The following is a 17,638-nucleotide window of genomic DNA, read 5'->3' on the forward strand; positions in this document are numbered from 1 at the left end:
CGAGAACTGTGGAAAAGATTCGAGACTGCACTCCTGTGTAGCACTTCCCTGTGCGCGACACATGCTGCCTCAGTATCGATCAGGCGCGCATCCCGCATCCGTTTGCTGTCGGCTTCGATGGAGCATGTGGAAGGTGCGAGTTGTGCGCGCTGCACCGTCGCGCACAGGGTGCGCTCCCACAGGGAGGTCGCGAAGGCTTGGCACAAAAAAACAGCGCCACGTGGGCGCTGTTTTTTTATATCAACGCAGCGTAGCGCTTACGCGACGCGCGGCGCCTTCATCAGGATGCCGAGCAGATCGGCCAGCTTGTCGCGCATTTCGCGGCGATCGACGATCAGGTCGATGGCGCCGTGCTCGAGCAGGAATTCCGAACGCTGGAAGCCTTCCGGCAGTGTCTCGCGCACGGTCTGCTCGATCACGCGCGGACCGGCGAAGCCAATCAAGGCCTTCGGCTCGGCGACATTGATGTCGCCCAGCATGCCCAGGCTTGCCGACACGCCGCCCGTGGTGGGATGGGTGAGCACGCTGATGTACGGCACGCCGGCATCGCGCATTCGCGCCAGCGCGGCGGAGGTCTTGGCCATCTGCATCAGCGAGAACAGCGACTCCTGCATGCGTGCACCGCCGGTGGCGGCGAAACACACGAGGGCGCTGCGCTCGGCCAGGGCGCGTTCGGCGGCGCGGGTGAACTTCTCACCGACCACCGAACCCATCGAACCGCCCATGTAGCTGAACTCAAAAGCCACCGCCATCAGCGGGCGGCCCTTGAGGCGACCGCTCATGGCGATCAGCGCGTCCTTCTCGCCGGTGGACTTCTGCGCCGCCACGATGCGGTCGCGGTATTTCTTGGTGTCGCGGAACTTGAGCGGATCGCTCGGCTCCATGCTGGCCCAGTGTTCCTGCGCCGAACCCGGATCAAGCAAGGCATCCAGGCGCAGGCGCGCCTCGATGGTGTGGTGGTGGCCACACTTGGGGCAGACCATCAGGTTGCGTTCGAGCTCCGGACGGTAGAGCACCGTGCCGCAGCCACCGCACTTCTCCCACACGCCTTCCGGCACCTTGCCCTTGCCGGCGTTGCCGGTGGCATCCGTGCGGGCACGGGGAGTCATGATTTTCTGGAGCCAGTTCATCGCAACACCTCAAACGTTCATGACGCGACGCCGCGTCATGAACGCAGCGTGTTCTCAATGCGCATCCAGCGCGGCGCGGATGGGCGCCAGGAAATCCTTCGCCCGCGCGGTGATGTCAGCGACATCGTCCGCGCCGGCCAGGCGCTCCACGAGCGCGCTGCCGATCACCACCGCATCCGCGAAGCCGGCAATGGCCTTGGCCGACTGCGCGTCGCGCACGCCAAAACCCACGGCCACCGGGGCCTTCGACATCGACCGGATATCGGCCACGCGGGCTGCGATATCGCCAGTGCTCAGTCGTGCCGCGCCCGTGATGCCGGCGAACGATACATAGTACAGGAAACCCTCGGCCGACCCGCACAACCGCACCATACGCCCGGGTGCGGTGGTCGGCGCGGCCAGCAGGATCTGCTGCAGACCGGCCTGGCGCAACGGCTGCAGCACGGCCGATTCCTCCAGCGGGCAATCCACCACCAGCACGCCGTCCACGCCGGCTTGTGCTGCCTCAGCGGCGAAGCGCGCATAGCCATGGATTTCGATCGGGTTGAGATAGCCCATCAGCACGATGGGCGTGTCGGCATCGCGTTGGCGGAATGCCGAGACCCAGCCAAGCACGTCGGCCAAGCCGACGCCTTTCTCAATGGCTCGCTCGCTGGCGTGCTGGATCACCGGGCCATCGGCCATCGGATCGGAGAACGGCACGCCCAGCTCGATCACATCGGCGCCGGCCTCGACCAGCGCATGCATCAGCGCCACGGCGTGTTGAGGCGAGGGATCGCCGGCGGTGACGAACGGGATGAGTCCGGTGCGCTGGTCGGCCTTCAAACGGGCGAAGCGGCGGTCGATGCGGCTCATACCTGCACTCCTTCGCGCGCGGCAATCGTGTGCACGTCCTTGTCGCCTCGGCCAGACAGGTTGCACAGCACCAGGCCATCCTTTGGATATTCACGCGCAAGCTTGATTGCCTGCGCCACGGCGTGGCTCGATTCCAGCGCGGCAAGAATGCCTTCGGTGCGCGCCAGCAGGTGGAAAGCTTCCAGCGCTTCGTCGTCGGTGACGCCCACGTATTCTGCGCGGCCGGCATCTTTCAGGAATGCATGCTCCGGGCCCACGCCCGGGTAGTCGAGACCCGCGGAGACCGAATGCGTTTCGGTGATCTGACCGTTGTCGTCGCACAGCACATAGGTGCGATTGCCATGCAGCACGCCCGGGCGACCCGCTGCCAGCGAAGCGGCGTGATGTCCGGTGGCGATGCCCTCGCCTGCCGCTTCCGCGCCGACAATTCGAACGCCTTCGTCGTTGAGAAACGCGTGAAACAGGCCGATCGCATTGGAACCGCCGCCGACGCAGGCCGTGAGCACATCCGGCAGTCGACCGAATTGTTCCAGCACCTGCTCGCGCGCCTCGCGTCCTACGATCGCGTTGAAGTCGCGCACCATCAGCGGATACGGATGCGGGCCGGCGACGGTGCCGATGATGTAGAAGGTGTCGGCCACGTTGGTGACCCAGTCGCGCATCGCTTCGTTGAGCGCGTCCTTGAGCGTCTTCGAACCCGACGTCACCGGCACCACCTCGGCGCCCAGCAGCTTCATGCGGTAGACGTTGATCTTCTGCCGCTCGATATCCACCGCGCCCATGTAGACCACGCACTTGAGGCCAAAGCGCGCCGCCACCGTGGCGCTGGCCACGCCGTGCTGGCCGGCGCCGGTCTCGGCGATGATGCGCGGCTTGCCCATGCGCTTGGCCACCAGCGCCTGGCCGATGGTGTTGTTGATCTTGTGCGCGCCGGTGTGATTGAGGTCCTCGCGCTTGAGCAGGATGCGCGCGCCGCCCACGTGCTGGCTCAGCCGCTCGGCGTAATACACCGGGCTGGGACGGCCCACGTAGTACTTCAGATCGCGATCGAGTTCGGCGATGAACTCGGGATCCTTGCGCAGGCGCAGATAGGCCTCGGTCAGTTCGGCCAGGGGCGCCATCAGGGTTTCGGCGACGTAGCTGCCGCCGTAATTGCCGAAGCGCCCGTGTTCGTCGGGATAGGCGCTGAAGTCGATCTTGCTCATGGATGGCACTCGGTAAAGTCACAGAAAGACAGCGCCCAAACTAACCGAAAGCGCCGACCGCAAAAAGCGATATCATGGCTACCACTTGTCAGGAAAACTCACAGGTCCCATGCCCCGCGCCCTGCCCTCGCTGAACGCCCTGCTCGCCTTCGAGGCCGCCGCCCGCCTGGGCAGCGTGAGCCGGGCCGCGGCCGAGCTGCATGTCACGCACGGCGCGGTAAGTCGGCACATTCGCGCACTGGAAGAAGACCTGCGCACGTCGCTGTTCCAGCGCCAGGGCCGCGGCCTCGTACTCACCGCAGCAGGCCAGCGCCTGCGCGATACCAGCACGGCGGCCTTCGGCCAGTTGCGCGAAACCTGCGACGAGCTGCGCACCGGCACGGCGCATGCGCCGTTCGTGCTGGGTTGCCCGGTGAGCCTGCTGGCCCGCTGGATGATTCCCCGCCTCGAACGACTGATGGAGGAGCTGCCGGAACTGGACCTGCATCTGCGCCCGCAGGAAACCAGCTTCGATGAAACACTGGCCGGACTCGACGCGGCGATCATGGCAGGCGAACCGCCGTGGCCGGCCGGCTGGCAGGTGACTGTGCTGGCGAACGAGCGCATCGGCCCCGTGGCGAGCCCGGGCTACGCCAAGGCGCAACGATTCACACGCAGTCGCCCGCAGGCCGTGCAGGAGCAGATGCTGCTGCATACGCAATCGCGTCCCGAGGCCTGGGACCACTGGGCGCAGAGCATGGGCCTGCCCGCAAAACAGCTGACGCTGGGACAGGGCTATCCGCACCTGTATCACATGATCGAAGCCGCGGTGGCGGGACGCGGACTGGCTATCGCGCCGGCGCAACTGGTGGCGGGCGATCTGGCATCGGGACGTTTGCTGGCGCCGTGGGGGTTCCACGAGATACGCCCTCAGTGGGTGTTGGTCACGTCCGCCCGCGTTTCCGATGCGCGAGTCGCACCGCTCGCCGAGTGGTTGAAGGCCGCCTTCGCCGAACAAGGCAGCTGACCCGCTGTGCAATTGCGCATCAATGCGTGCCGAGTGCTTTTGCGTCAGTGGGATAGCCCACCTATCCACAAGCTTTTCCCGCAGGCATCCACATGCGCTGTGGAAAACCTGCGCGACGACGATGGAAGCGATGCGCAAACTCGCATCAACGCGTCAGGACATCTTTGCCGTCAACGAGATAGGACACTTGTCCACAAGCTTTGTCTGTGTGCATCCACATTGGCTGTGGAAAACATCACGCAAGCTCACAGGTACTGGCGAATACGCTCAAGCAGCTTGCGCGATTGTTCCTCATCGAGCTCGCCCAGCCAGCCGCGACGTTCCTCGGGAATATGCGCCGCAGGGTCTTCGTCATCGAACACGTAGTAATCGAGCAGCTCGCGCCAGGCGGCGCGCTCCGCGGGTGGCAGCGACTTGAACAGCAGGATGCAATGCAAGAGCCCGCCCAGGCGCGTGTTCGGCGCCAGTGCGCTGCCGTGCGTGCGCTTCCACCAGTAGTTCACCAGCGCATTGAGCTTGCCGAGCGAGGCGACGTGATGCCACCACATCGGCGGGATATAGATCGCATCGCCCGGCTCGAGCTCGGCCTCCAGCGCATGCGCCATCGCCTCCTGCAGGCGCGGATAACGCGGATCGTCCAGTTGATCCAGGCGCGCCATGCTGATGGCGGCGCCGGTCGGCGCGAAGTCCAAGGGGCCGATATACAGGTTGCGCACCTGCTCCGGCGGAAACAGCGTGAAACGCCGCACGCCGCACACGACGCAGGCGATGTTCTCGTACTCGTCGAAGTGCGCAGGCGTGGTGACGCGATTGCCGATCCACAGGCGCGGCTTCACCGCGTCGTCGAGCAGCGGCAAGCGGTGATGCTCAAGCAGACCCGGCAGACAGCCGGCGATGGGAGCGCTTTGCAAGGCCATGCCGGGTGCGTCAGCGGCCTCGGCAAATTGCAGCAGGCGCTGCAGCACCTGCGTGACGGACGCCCGGTGATGGGTGAAATTGAATGCCTCGGCGTCGCCGCGATATCCGACCACGCCATCCGCCTCGGGCGGCATCAACAGCGCATCGACCGGCGAGCCGTTGTCCGCTGCCATCAGCTGCCCGGCAAACGAGCGGTCCGACTCGCGCGCCGCCTGGACCAGCGGCCAGTGTTTCACCAACCCACGAATGACCCGCGGACGATCGCCTCCGACGATGGCTTGCAGCGCATCGGGCTGGCCTTCGTAGTGGAATGCTTCGATGGGTACGGGCATGCGAAACCTGGGCGGCAAGGCTGGCGGCCATGCTAGCAGCGGGCCGGCGTTTACATGCGCTGGTCGTCGGCCCGGCGGACTGCCGCGATGAAATCCGCCAGCTTGTGCGCATCCTTGATGCCCGGCGCCGACTCGATGCCGCTGGCCACATCGACGCCCCAGGGCTTGGCGATGCGCATGGCTTCGGCAACGTTGGCAGGCGTGAGGCCGCCGGCGAGAATCAGTGGCTGCGTCAGGTCACGCGGCATCAGCGACCAGTCGAACGACTTGCCGCTACCGCCGGGTTCGCCCAGGCCGTGACCATCCAGCAGCAGTCCCGACGCACCGGGATAACGACGCAGGCCGGGCAATGCGGCAGCGCCCTCGCCCATCGCGATGGCCTTGAGATAGCGACGCCCGAACTGCGCGCACCAGTCATCCGACTCCGCACCGTGAAACTGCAGCAGATCCGGCTGGATCGCCTCGATCGCCTCGCGAACAAAGCCCGCTTCGTCGTCCATCAACAACACCACGGAACTCACGAACGGCGGCAAGTCACGCACGATGGTCTGCGCCTGTTCGAGCGTGACACGGCGCTTGCTGCGCGCCGTCAGCACCACCCCGATGGCATCGGCACCCAATTGCGCCGCGAGGAGTGCGTCCTCAATGCGGGTCATGCCGCAGCACTTGATGCGGGTCATTGCGTCACCTCCGCGGGCAGGTTCCATTGCGCCTCGTAGCGCGGCCCGATAAAGGTAAGCCCCGAGGCAGGCGCGGTCGGGCCAGCCACGTCGCGACTGCGGCCTTCGAGCAGCTCGTGCATCCAGCGCACCGACTGTTCGCCGCGACCGATCGGCAGCAGCGAACCGACGATATTGCGCACCATGTGATGCAGGAAGGCGTTGGCCTCGATCTCGATGATGACGTGTTCGCCTTCGCGTCGAACGCTCACCGCATGCACCTGGCGACGCGCATGCGCGGCCTGGCAGGAAATGGCGCGGAACGCGGTGAAGTCGTGTTCGCCCACCAAGGCCTGCGCCGCCTGATGCATGCGCTCGGCGTCGAGCGGCAGGCGTTCCCAGGTGACATAGCGCGCGTCGAGCGCGGCGCGCACCTGGCGATTGAGGATGCGATAGCAGTAGCGGCGGCTGCGCGCGGAAAAGCGCGCATGGAACATGGGATCGACCGGCTGCGCCCACAACACGGCAACCGTGCTGGGCAGGTTGGACGAGGTACCCAGTGTCCAGCCGCGCATATCGCGCTGCACGTCGGTGTCGAAATGCACCACTTGGCAGCGGCCATGCACGCCGGCATCGGTGCGCCCGGCACAGGTCACTTCCACCGGTTGTGCGGCCACGAACGACAACGCCCGCTCCAGCGCACCCTGCACGGTCTCGCCGTGGGTCAGCCGCTGCCAGCCGGAGAACTCGGTGCCGTCGTATTCGATGCCTAGAGCGATGCGCATGGGAGAGCAGTGAAGGGTAAAGAGTGAATAGTAAAGGGAAAAAGCAAAACGGCGCCCAGAAGGCGCCGTTTTTCACTATTTACCCTTCACAGGCGGCGCAGCCGCCGGCTTCACTGCTTATCGGATGCTCTCGAGCAAGCGCTTGGCCACGTCCTTCTGCATCTGCGTGCCTTCGTGCAGGACTTCGTCCAGCATGGCCTGTGCGCCATCCGGATCGCCCATGTCGAGGTAGGCGCGCGCCAGGTCGAGTTTGGTATCCACCGGATCGTCGGTGAAATGACCGCCGAGCTGGTTGCCCAGGGTGTGCTCGCCTTCCGCTTCCAGATCATGGTCCAGGCCGTGATTCACGCTATGCGCGTGCTCTTCGACCAGGGGCTCGCCTTCGGGCTCTTCGAAGTGCCAGCTCGTGTCTGCCGGTTCTTCCTTCGCGGCGGACGATGCCGCGGCGCCAGCCTGCCCCTGCGCCGGGCGCGGGGTCAGGTCAAAGTCGAAGTGATAGCCGCTGACCTTCGGCGCATGCTGCACGGACGGCGTCGGGATCGGCGGGATGTCGTTGTGATCCTTGGCATAGTTGCCGAGGTCGAACTGATCCAGTGCCTCGTGCTCGTCGTCGGCGTGTGCATGTACAGCGCCATGGGCAAACAACGGATGCTCCGGCACCAGGTCTTCGCCCATGTGCATCACATCCACCCACTCCGGCTGCTGCTCGTCGGAGATATGCGCATGCATGGCTTCGGCGGCGGCTTCGAAATGATCGACGTCGCGACGGCTGTAGTACAGGCTGACCAGTTCCAGGTGCAGGCCGATGTCATCCGGATGCTCGGCGAGCTGGTCGAGCAGCTCGTCCTGATCGGGATCGGCACTGAGGCCCTCGCCGTTGGGGACGGTGCCGAAGCGATCGGCCAGCGACGAAGCGCCTGCCGCTGCCGGGGCTGCCGTCTTGCGGCTGCGTCCACGCAGCGCAGCCAGCAGGCCGAGCACGACCACCGCCGCACCCGCACCCCAGGCCCAGGTCTGCATGAACCAGGGTTCTTCATCCGCCACGGGAGCGGGCTTGGCCTGGATTACAGGCTTGGCCGCCGCGGGCTTGGCGGCGGCGAGCGCTGCCGTGCTGGCATGGGCCGGTGCGCTGGTGCTGGCAGCCGGCGTGACGCCGGCAACGGTTGCAGCTGCCGCCGGCGTGGTGGCCGGCTCGTTGGCCTTCACCACGGTATCGGCTTCGGCGGTCTTCACCGAGGCAGCCTTGGCGGGTGCCGAGGCAAGCGCCGTGGCCGCTGCGGCCGGCTGGCCACCCGTCTTGCGGGCGTCCGCCAGCTTGTGCTGCAGCTCGGCGATCTCGTTGTCCTTGAGCGACAGCAAGCGTTCGTTCTTGCTGTTGATGTCTTCCAGGTCCTTCAGGCGCGACTTGAGCTCATCGCCCTGCTTGGTCAGCGAGGTGAGGGCTTCCTGGCTGCGCAGGAGGTCCTGGTGCAGCGCCGCCATGCCCTTCTCGGCAGCGGCCTTGTCAGCCTTGCTGCCGCGACCGGCGGCGTTGTCCGAGCCTTCCTTCGCGGGAACCAGGGCCAGGTGATCGCCACCGGCCGCACCCGAGGTCGGCGCCGACGAGGCGTTGGCCCGGGTGCCGGCATCGGCGACCGTGGTCGGGGTGCGGGCAGCGCCGGAGCGCCAATCGCTGTTCTGGCGACGCACTTCGGCCACCGCGGCTTCCGCGGTCATGGACTGGGCGTCTTCCTTGGACGGTACGCGCAGCACCGCGCCGCTCTTCAGGGCGTTGATGTTGTCGCGATAGAAGGCGTCGGGATTGGCCGTCTTCAGGGCCACCAGCATCTGGTTCATGTCCACGCCCTGCGGCGCGGTCTCGTGGGCGATGGCGGACAGCGTCTGGCCGCGCTCCACCGTGAACGTGCCATTGGCGGCCACGCGCGGCGTCGGCGCGGGCTTGGCCGGCTTGGGTTCTGCGGCCGGCGCGGGAGCGGCGGCGGTGGATTCGGTGCTGGTCGCGGCCGGCGGGCTCGCCGTGGCGCGGCGGGACGACTTGCCGGTGGACTGGGTCGGCGCGCGCGTTGCCGGCACGCTGCTGACAGCGCTGCCCGGCGGGTCGAGCAGGATGGTGAACTCGCGCAGGCTCTTGCCCGAGGCGTTGTTCACCTCGACCAGCAGGTCGAGATAGGGGTCATTGACGGGGGCGGCGCTGGTGATGCGGATCACCTTCTTGCCGTTGGCGCCATCCACCACCGCGAAGGAAAGGGGAACCGTGGGACCGGCCGCGACGCCGGCCTGGGCCGCATCCTCGGAGGAAGCCAGCCGGGCCGTGAGATTCTCCAGCTCGGCCGCGTTGGCGGGATTGAGCGGAATTTCGGCCAGCAGCGGCTGCCCGAGGGCGGATTTCACTTGGATCTGACCCAGTTCCAGCGCGGCTGCCTGGCTGCTGCCGAGGGCAAGCGCCAGCAGCATCGACAGCTTCAACGAACGATTCATCGTGTTTCCCCCGAACGACCCCGTGACGTTTTCTTATCCGCATGCCGAAAAACGGCAGCGCCTGCAACGAGGCGTCACTTTAGTTAGATACAAGCCAATCAACAATAGCGTTGATCAGTATTTACAGCACTTTGCAAGTGCTTGTTCTCGTAAAACGGTGACCCGGGGGTCGCCGCCTGCCCTCAATGCCCGGTGGACGGGGGTGCCGCCTTCGCGGCCTTCAGCTGGGCCTGGAGCTCGGCAATGGTCTGATCCTGCTGCTTGAGCTTGGCATCGGTGTCGTGAGACTTGCTTTCTTCACGCGCCACGTCGCCCTGCAGCTGCTTGAGCGCGGCCTGCTGCTTCTCGATGGCCTGATCCAACTGTTTCTGATCGGCGGCCTGTGCGGCCGGCGAGGTTGACGGCTGTGCCGCCCGAGCGGGTACCACGGATACCAGAGCGCACATCACCAACCCGGTCAGCACATGCTTCATTACAGATAGTCCTCGATCAGAAGTTCTGCGATTTGAACGGCGTTGAGCGCCGCACCCTTGCGGATGTTGTCCGCGACAATCCACAGGTCCAGGCCGCGCTCGTGCGAGATGTCCTCGCGGATGCGGCCGACGAACACCGGGTCCTGCCCGGCGGCATCACCCACCGGCGTGGGATAGCCACCGGCTTTGCGCTCGTCCATCACCACCACGCCGTCGGCGCTTTCCAGCAGTGCGCGCGCCTGCTCGGCGCTGATCTTCTCGCGCGTCTCGATGTGCACCGCCTCGGCATGGCCGTAGAACACCGGCACGCGCACCGCGGTGGGGTTCACCTGGATGGTGCGGTCTTCGAGGATCTTGCGCGTCTCCCACACCATCTTCATTTCTTCCTTGGTGTAGCCGTTGGGCTGGAAGTCGTCGATGTGCGGGATCACGTTGAAGGCGATCTGCTTGGGGAATTTCCTGGTTTCCACTTCCTGGAAGCTGAGCAGCGCGGAGGTCTGCTTGCCCAGTTCTTCCATGCCGCTGCGACCGGCGCCGGATACCGACTGGTAGGTCGCCACATTGATGCGCTCGATGCCCACGGCGCGATGGATCGGCGCCAGCGCCACCAGCATCTGCATGGTCGAGCAATTGGGATTGGCGATGATGCCGCGCGTGGTGTACTCGGCGATGGCGTGCGGGTTCACTTCGCTCACCACCAGCGGGATATCGTCCTGGTAGCGGTATTCGGAGGTGTTGTCGATCACCACGGCGCCCGCGGCAGCGGCGCGCGGCGCGTGCTCGCGGCTCACCGAACCACCAGCCGAGAAGAAGGCGATATCGACGCCGTCGAAATCGTAGTCGGCAAGGTTGCGCACGGTGACCTGTTTGCCGTCGAAGCTGATTTTCTCACCGGCGGAGCGCTCGCTGGCCAGAGGGACCAGTTCGCTGATGGGAAATTCGCGCTCGGCCAGGATCGCCAGCAGGGTCTCGCCCACGGCGCCGGTGGCGCCGACCATTGCCACCTTGTAGCTGCTCTTCTTGCTCATGTTCCGTAATCAGGTAGGAGGAATCGGAAAACCGTCCCCGATCTCCGCTTCAGCGGAAATCTAGCCGGGGCGGCGCGCAAAACAACCTGCGACACGCGCGGGCGTGAATGTCATCACGCTTTATGTGCAGACCAGCGTGCCAAAACCGCCGGATTGAGCGCGGTCGGCGGTTTTCCCGCCGCCTCGCCCAAGCCAAGCGCTGCGATCACATTGTCCGCCGCCAGGTTGGCCATCGCACGGCGGGTTTCTTCGCTGGCGCTGGCGATATGCGGGCTGAGCACGGCGTTGTCGAGCGCCAGCAGGTCCGCATGCACGGCCGGCTCGCCCTCGAACACGTCCAGTCCGGCCGCCGCCAGCTTACCTTCCCGCAGCGCCAGCGCGAGCGCCGCATCATCGACGATGCCGCCGCGGGCGATGTTCACCAGCACCGCCGAGCGCTTCATCTGGGCCAGCTCCGGTGCGCCGATGGCATGGCGGTTCTCCGGCGTGAACGGCAGCACCAGCACCAGGTAATCAGCCTGGCGCAACAGCTCGGCCTTGCTGACCAGGGTGGCCTGGCACTCGCGCTCGACCAGCTCGGGGAGGCGCGAGCGGTTGTGATAGAGCACGCGCATATCGAAGCCCGCAGCGCGGCGGGCAATACCCTGCCCGATCCGGCCCATACCCAGGATGCCCAGCGTGCGGCCATGCACGTCCAGGCCTAGCCAGTCGTCGAAACGCATATTGCTGCCCGGCCACTGTCCGGCCCGCAGCCAGCGTTCGGCGGCGCCCACGCGACGGGCCGCGGCGAGCATCAGCGCCCAGGCGTAGTCGGCGACGCTTTCGTTCAATACGTCCGGCGTGTTGCTGGCGAGGACGCCGGCGCGGGTCAGCGCGTCCACATCCAGGTTGTTGTAGCCCACCCCAAGGTTGGCGACCACTTTCAGACGCGTATTGCCCTCGAGCACGCCGGCATCGATGCGATCGGCCAGGCCGACGATGGCCGCATCGACGCCGGCAAGCTTGTGCTTGAGCTCATCGGCCGAGTGGCGATGCTCCACAGCTTCCGCGTCGACGTCGAAGTATTCGGCCAGGCGGGCCAGCACATCGGGAAACAGGGGGCGCGATACCCAGACTTTCGGTTTGGCAGTCATCAACGATCTTCTTCGTACGGGGCCCGGCCCCAACAGAGACCGGGAGAGCTCAGGGAATACGCGGCAATACCTCGCCCACGTCGCCGCATTGGGCGCGATGGCGTAGCGCGTGGTCCATCAGCACCAGCGCCATCATCGCCTCGGCGATCGGCGTGGCGCGGATGCCGACGCAGGGGTCGTGGCGGCCCTTGGTCACCACGTCCACCGCCTCACCCGCCAGATTCACGCTGTGGCCGGGAATAAGAATGCTCGAGGTCGGCTTGAGCGCGATCGAGGCCAAGACTTCTTGCCCCGTGCTGATGCCGCCGAGAATGCCGCCGGCGTGATTGGACGCAAAGCCGTCCATCGCCATCTCGTCGCGATGCTGGCTGCCGTGCTGGGCCACGACGCCGAAGCCATCGCCGATCTCCACGCCTTTCACCGCGTTGATCGACATCAGCGCCGAGGCGAGGTCGCCATCGAGCTTGCCGTAGATCGGCTCGCCCCAGCCCGGCGGCACGCCGTCGGCCACCACGTTCACGCGCGCGCCGACGGAGTCGCCGGATTTGCGCAGCGCATCCATGTACGACTCCAGCGTGGACACTTCGTGTGCATCGGGCCAGAAAAATGGATTCTGCTCGACCACATCCCAGTCGAACGAACCGGGCGTGATATCGCCGATCTGCGCGAGATAACCGCGCACGCGCACGCCGTAGCGTTCGGCCAGCCACTTCTTGGCGATGACCGCAGCCGCCACGCGCATGGTGGTTTCGCGCGCCGAGGAACGACCGCCACCACGCGGATCGCGGATGCCGTATTTCTGCCAATAGGTGTAATCGGCGTGTCCCGGACGGAAGGTCTCGGTGATATTGCCGTAATCCTTGCTGCGTTGATCCGTGTTGCGGATCAGCAAGGCGATCGGCGTGCCGGTGGTCTTGCCTTCGTAGACGCCCGAAAGAATCTCCACCTCGTCCGCCTCGCGGCGCTGCGAGGTGTGGCGGCTCTTGCCGGTGGCGCGGCGATCAAGATCGGTGCGGAACTCTTCCGCGTCGATCGACAGGCCGGGCGGGCATCCGTCGATGACGCAGCCAATGGCCGGACCATGGCTTTCGCCGAACGTGGTGACGGTGAACAGTTTGCCGAAGGAGTTGCTGGACACGAGGCTCGATCGTCTGCGGGATAACCGCCACAGCTTAGCGCGATGCAGCAAATCCTGCGTCGTTTACGCCGCGATCGCGCCATTCGCGCGCCAGCAGGGCGAACACCACGTCGTCCACCCATTCGCCGCGAAACAGCAGGCTCTCGCGGAAATGGGCTTCCTGGCGCATGCCGACGGACGCCAGCAAGGCCATGCTGGGCGTATTGCGCGGGTCGACCGAAGCGTAGATGCGATGGACGGCCAGGCTGCCGAACAAGGCATGGAACAGTGCCTGCAGCGTCTCGCCGGCGTAGCCCTGCCCCTGCGCAAAGGGCGCGATGGTGATGCCGATCTCGGCCTGTTCGTCGGAGAGGCAGAAGCCAACATCGCCAAGCAGCACGCCGTCATCGCTGCTACGGATGGCGCGCTGAAACCAGCGGCACTGCGGCGGCTTATCCAGTGCCATTTGGGTTCGAATGAAACTATCCGCATCGGCCAGCGTCTGCGGACACCAACCCTGGTAGCGGGACACCTCGGGGTCAGCGCGATACCCAAACAGCGCGGCCGCATCGCCCTCATGCAGGGCATCGATACGCAACCGCGCCGTGGTCAGCCGCATGATCGCTCAGCGACCCTTGCGCGCCTCGGCCGCCGCGCGAATCGCCTCGGCGTGCTCGATCAGGTCGCGACGTTCCAGGGCGAACACGCCCATGGGGCCGACCTTGAACTCGATCCACACGAACGGGACTTCCGGCAGCAACTCGCCCAGCTGACGCTCGCTCTCGCCCACTTCGACGATCAGCAGGCCGTCTTCGGTGAGATAGTCGGCCGCTTCATTGAGCATCCGCACGCAGATGTCCAGGCCATCTTCGCCCGAGGTCAGGCCGAGCTTCGGCTCGTGGCTGTACTCGCCCGGCAGCGCGGCGTATTCGTCTTCGGTGACATACGGTGGGTTCGACACGATGAGGTCGTAGCGACGGCCCTTCAGGCCGTTGAACAGGTCCGACTTCACCGCCTCGACGCGGCCTTCCACGTGCTGGAACGCGATGTTCTCGCGCGCCAGCGACAGAGCGTCATCGCTGATGTCGACGATGTCGACCTGCCAGTCCGGATTGAACTCTGCCATGGCGATGCCAATGCAGCCCGAGCCCGTGCACAGGTCCAGGGCGCGCTCGACATGGCGATGATCGAGCCACGGCTGGAAACCCGACTCGATCAGCTCGGCAATCGGCGAACGCGGTACCAGGGCGCGGCGATCACTCTTGAACTTCAGGCCGGCAAACCAGGTTTCACCCACCAGATAGGCCACCGGCAGACGCTCGTTGACGCGGCGCTCGATCAACGCCAGCACGCGCTCGCGCTCCTCGCTGGTCAACCGGCCCGCGCCATAGGCCGGCGGGATATCCGGCGGCAGGTGCAGGCTCGCCAGCACCAGATGGGTGGCCTCGTCGATGGGATTGTCGTGACTGTGCCCAAAGGTCAGCCCGGCCGCCGAAAAGCGGCTGGCGCCGTAGCGGATGAAGTCGATGATGGAGGCGAGTTCGTGGGTCACGGCGGGCACATGGGCGTGAAGGGGTCGCACAGTATAGCCGCTGCCGGCCAGCGGCCGCCCGCTGCTGCCGGGGGCCACCCCGGCCGTCCAAAAGTGGATGGAATTCACAGTTAGCGGCCAGCACCCCCTTTGGCCAATTGTGGGCCGCCGAGCGCGCTCGCAAAAATCCGCCCGCGACCAGCCATGGGAGGGGACCTGTCCGCTGGGTCGCACTCACTCAACAAGGGGAAAACATGAACGTAAGGAAGCTGGTCATCGCGGCCGCATTGGCTGCGGGTTTCTCTATGCCTGCGATGGCGCAAACCGACACGGGTGGCTCAACGGCGGTGACGCCCTGGCCTGCTTTTCTGCAGGAAGCCAATGAAGTGTTTCGCGCGGACTACTCCTATGTCGCGCCAAACGACGTCGATGGTGACGGCCTGAGTGACCTGCTCTGGGTCAACGCCGAGAAAAATGAGGTGGGCTATTGGCTGTCAGGCTGGGGCGACACCTATCCCCAGCCGTACATCGCAGGCGCACGCAAGGCATTTCACGTGCCCGCCGGCTATTACGTCGGCGCCACGGGCGACCTCAACGGCGATCGCATGGTCGACCTGGTACTCACCAACGCCGACCGCAAACTCTTCTTGTGGGCATCCAACGGTACGGGCTTCGACTCCACCCACATCGGCACGTACCCGGAAGGCTGGCAGTTGCTGGGCGCAGGCGACATCGACGGCGACAACAACGCCGATCTGCTGTGGTGGAACGACAGCAAGTGCGAGTTCGGCTACTGGCGCATGCAAGGCGCCACCGTGCTGGAAAGAAAGGTAATCAAGGCGACCTGCGGCTATCACGTGGCCGGGTTCGGACACTTCCTGCTATCCAATCACCTGGACCTGCTGTGGACCAGCGACGCCCATGACGTCTACCTATGGGCAGGCACGGATTCGGGCTTCACGTCCACTTTCCTGGGCAACTACGACCCGCAGGGTCACATCATCGGGACGGCTCTCGCCGGCGACGGCGGCGGCATCAACGTGTATGTGCAGAACGATGCCGCTATGCAGTTCACGCAGTACGAATGGGTACGCTACTACGACCAGCAAGGCAATGTAGGACTGACCACGTTCAATGCCATCCGTAGCCTGCCGATCAACCAGGGTGACTACTTGGGCGCCACCGGCAATATGGATGGAGCGAACGAAGCCGTGCTGCTCTGGGGCAACGACACCGCCAACGCGGCCACCACGCCGAAGGCGCCGGGACGCCTGACCTGGTACACGAGTACGTACGGGGCCTTCACGCCCGGGAGCAACATCTGGCAGGCCACCGCCATCGCCAGCTATCCGACCGGCTGGGCTTTGCTGGGGTCAGGTCACTAAGAAACGAAGGTCGGCGGCCCGCCCGGTCGCCGACCTTCCCCGATGCGCCCCGGCCCGAGGCAATCGACGCCGTCATCGTTCATACTTGCGGGATGACCTTCAACGTACTCCTGCAATACATCCTGCCCCACCGCGCGCTGTCGCGGGTGGTCTACTGGGCCACGCGCTGGACCTTCAAGCCGTGGAAGAACTTCCTGATCAGCACCATCGTGCGCAACTATCAGGTCAATATGGCCGAGGCGGCGCAGCCCGATCCGCTCGCCTACCAGCACTTCAATGCGTTCTTCACCCGCAAGCTGCGGGCCGATGCACGCCGTGCCGATGCTGATCCGAAGGCCCTGATTTCGCCGGCCGACGGCAAGATCAGCCAGATGGGCAAGATCGTTGATGGGCGCATCTTCCAGGCCAAGGGCCAGGAGTACACCGCCGCCGAACTGCTCGGCGACGAGGCCAGTGCCACGCCGTATCGCAACGGGCGCTTCGCGACCATCTATCTGTCGCCGCGCGACTATCACCGCGTGCACATGCCGCTGAAGGGAACGTTGAAGGAGACCGTGCATGTGCCCGGCCGCATCTTCAGCGTCGCACCGTTTGCAGTGGAAGCGATTCCGCGCCTGTTCGCGCGCAACGAGCGGCTGGTCTGCCATTTCGATGGCGAGCACGGCCCGTTCGTGGTGGTGATGGTGGGCGCCATCCTGGTCTCGAGCGTGGCCACCGTATGGGACGGGCTGGTGATACCGCCGTATGCCTCGTCGATCCGTCGCAAGTCGTTCGCCGGCCAGCAGATCACGCTGGAGCGATTCGCCGAGATGGCCCGCTTCAATATGGGCTCGACCGTGATCATGCTGTTCCCCGAAGGCATGGCGGAACTGGATCAGCTGGCCTCGCAGCAGCATGTGCAGGTGGGCCAGCGCCTGGGCGTGGAAGTCGGGGCTTAAGCAAGCCGCCCGTCAATTTATTGACGCCGCGAGTGACGCGTTTCGTCGTTTTGTGACCTTTTTGGCGCATTCCCCGCGCCGGGCGCGGCTATGCTCCCGCTCGGCGACGCCCCTGCGCGAGCGCCATCCCCAGGCCAGACCGAGGACCGTCCATGCGCATCGTCACCCGACTCATCGCGATGAACCGCAGTCGCCAGCTAGGCAGGCAGCTGCGCGAAATCGAGCGCCAGATCCATGCCCTGCCCAAGCGCAGCCGCGCCCGCCTCGGCACCATGGCGCTACGCGAAATCGGCCAGGCCTCGCGCGGCGACTTTCCGCATCTGTACGGCACGCCCCCGGAAGAGCGTTACCTGCCCTGGGGCCAGGGCACCGAGATCGGCCTTGCCCGCGCACGCTCGGACAACCCCGAGGTGGCCATGCGCGGCATCGCACTGTGGCTGGCCGTGGCCTACCACGAGACCAAGAACACCCCGCACCCGAACCTGCAGCCGCACCACCGCGACCTGATGCGGCTGCTGCGCGGGCTGAAGGAAGATCATCGCGCCGATCCCATGCAGACCTGGATGCAGGCGCCTGCCGCGGCCTGAGTCCTCCCACTCGCCCATGAAAAAACGCCGCCCTCAAAGGCGGCGTTTTTCGTTGTTGCGATGGCTAAGGCGCAGTCA

The 17,638-nt window shown here is 65.6% G+C and carries 17 protein-coding genes; 4 read left to right on the forward strand and 13 right to left on the reverse strand.

Going from position 1 to position 17,638, the window contains the following annotated elements; translation table 11 throughout:
- Nucleotides 1–257 precede the first annotated feature (257 nt).
- The 3 genes from accD to trpB are packed head-to-tail and all read right to left on the reverse strand — an operon-like array spanning nt 258 to nt 3,190.
- On the reverse strand, nt 258–1,130 hold the full coding sequence (accD, locus tag AB4Y82_RS00580; RefSeq protein WP_441603465.1) for an acetyl-CoA carboxylase, carboxyltransferase subunit beta: 873 nt from the start codon (nt 1,128–1,130) through the stop codon (nt 258–260).
- A gap of 54 nt (nt 1,131–1,184) precedes the next feature.
- A complete protein-coding gene (gene trpA / locus AB4Y82_RS00585; RefSeq protein ID WP_441603466.1) occupies nt 1,185–1,985 on the reverse strand; it encodes a tryptophan synthase subunit alpha in 801 nt (266 codons plus the stop codon).
- Entirely contained in the window at nt 1,982–3,190 is a 1,209-nt protein-coding gene (gene trpB / locus AB4Y82_RS00590) for a tryptophan synthase subunit beta (RefSeq protein ID WP_204635509.1), read from the reverse strand. Before trpB ends, trpA begins: the two co-directional genes overlap by 4 nt.
- Before the next feature lie 109 nt (nt 3,191–3,299).
- Between trpB and AB4Y82_RS00595 the strand changes: the two genes are divergently transcribed.
- Complete coding sequence (locus AB4Y82_RS00595; protein ID WP_441603467.1) at nt 3,300–4,196, forward strand: LysR family transcriptional regulator; 897 nt, start codon at nt 3,300–3,302, stop codon at nt 4,194–4,196.
- 245 nt (nt 4,197–4,441) lie between these two features.
- Here AB4Y82_RS00595 and AB4Y82_RS00600 read toward each other — a convergent pair whose 3' ends face one another.
- From AB4Y82_RS00600 to prmB, 10 genes are all read right to left on the reverse strand, one after another.
- A complete protein-coding gene (locus AB4Y82_RS00600; RefSeq protein ID WP_441603468.1) occupies nt 4,442–5,446 on the reverse strand; it encodes a cupin-like domain-containing protein in 1,005 nt (334 codons plus the stop codon).
- Between the two features lie 50 nt (nt 5,447–5,496).
- A complete protein-coding gene (locus tag AB4Y82_RS00605; protein ID WP_441603469.1) occupies nt 5,497–6,126 on the reverse strand; it encodes a phosphoribosylanthranilate isomerase in 630 nt (209 codons plus the stop codon).
- Nucleotides 6,123–6,890, reverse strand: a complete 768-nt coding sequence (gene truA, locus AB4Y82_RS00610; protein WP_441603470.1) for a tRNA pseudouridine(38-40) synthase TruA — start codon at nt 6,888–6,890, stop codon at nt 6,123–6,125. Before truA ends, AB4Y82_RS00605 begins: the two co-directional genes overlap by 4 nt.
- A gap of 117 nt (nt 6,891–7,007) precedes the next feature.
- Nucleotides 7,008–9,368, reverse strand: coding sequence for a FimV/HubP family polar landmark protein (locus tag AB4Y82_RS00615; RefSeq protein WP_441603471.1), 2,361 nt, complete (start codon nt 9,366–9,368; stop codon nt 7,008–7,010).
- Between the two features lie 182 nt (nt 9,369–9,550).
- The gene (locus AB4Y82_RS00620) at nt 9,551–9,841 is read right to left on the reverse strand and encodes a hypothetical protein (RefSeq protein ID WP_441603472.1); all 291 of its coding nucleotides are present in this window, start codon (nt 9,839–9,841) and stop codon (nt 9,551–9,553) included.
- Complete coding sequence (locus AB4Y82_RS00625; protein WP_441603473.1) at nt 9,841–10,869, reverse strand: aspartate-semialdehyde dehydrogenase; 1,029 nt, start codon at nt 10,867–10,869, stop codon at nt 9,841–9,843. The genes AB4Y82_RS00620 and AB4Y82_RS00625 overlap by 1 nt, the downstream gene beginning before the upstream one ends.
- Before the next feature lie 113 nt (nt 10,870–10,982).
- Entirely contained in the window at nt 10,983–12,002 is a 1,020-nt protein-coding gene (locus AB4Y82_RS00630; protein WP_441603474.1) for a 2-hydroxyacid dehydrogenase, read from the reverse strand.
- A gap of 49 nt (nt 12,003–12,051) precedes the next feature.
- Nucleotides 12,052–13,140 (reverse strand): chorismate synthase, encoded by a 1,089-nt coding sequence (aroC, locus tag AB4Y82_RS00635; protein ID WP_441603475.1) that lies wholly within the window; start codon nt 13,138–13,140, stop codon nt 12,052–12,054.
- A 34-nt stretch (nt 13,141–13,174) separates the two neighbouring features.
- The gene (locus AB4Y82_RS00640) at nt 13,175–13,738 is read right to left on the reverse strand and encodes a GNAT family N-acetyltransferase (RefSeq protein WP_441603476.1); all 564 of its coding nucleotides are present in this window, start codon (nt 13,736–13,738) and stop codon (nt 13,175–13,177) included.
- Nucleotides 13,739–13,744: 6 nt separating this feature from the next.
- Nucleotides 13,745–14,671, reverse strand: a complete 927-nt coding sequence (prmB, locus tag AB4Y82_RS00645) for a 50S ribosomal protein L3 N(5)-glutamine methyltransferase (protein WP_441603477.1) — start codon at nt 14,669–14,671, stop codon at nt 13,745–13,747.
- 233 nt (nt 14,672–14,904) lie between these two features.
- On the opposite strand from prmB, the gene AB4Y82_RS00650 reads away from it, so the two are divergent.
- From AB4Y82_RS00650 to AB4Y82_RS00660, 3 genes are all read left to right on the forward strand, one after another.
- Nucleotides 14,905–16,035, forward strand: coding sequence for an FG-GAP repeat domain-containing protein (locus AB4Y82_RS00650; RefSeq protein WP_441603478.1), 1,131 nt, complete (start codon nt 14,905–14,907; stop codon nt 16,033–16,035).
- A gap of 92 nt (nt 16,036–16,127) precedes the next feature.
- Nucleotides 16,128–16,973, forward strand: a complete 846-nt coding sequence (gene asd, locus AB4Y82_RS00655) for an archaetidylserine decarboxylase (protein WP_441603479.1) — start codon at nt 16,128–16,130, stop codon at nt 16,971–16,973.
- A gap of 152 nt (nt 16,974–17,125) precedes the next feature.
- A complete protein-coding gene (locus tag AB4Y82_RS00660; protein ID WP_441603480.1) occupies nt 17,126–17,560 on the forward strand; it encodes a hypothetical protein in 435 nt (144 codons plus the stop codon).
- Nucleotides 17,561–17,638 lie beyond the last annotated feature (78 nt).

Origin of the sequence: Dyella sp. 2YAF14 (genome assembly GCF_052114725.1) — a bacterium.
GTDB lineage: Bacteria > Pseudomonadota > Gammaproteobacteria > Xanthomonadales > Rhodanobacteraceae > Dyella.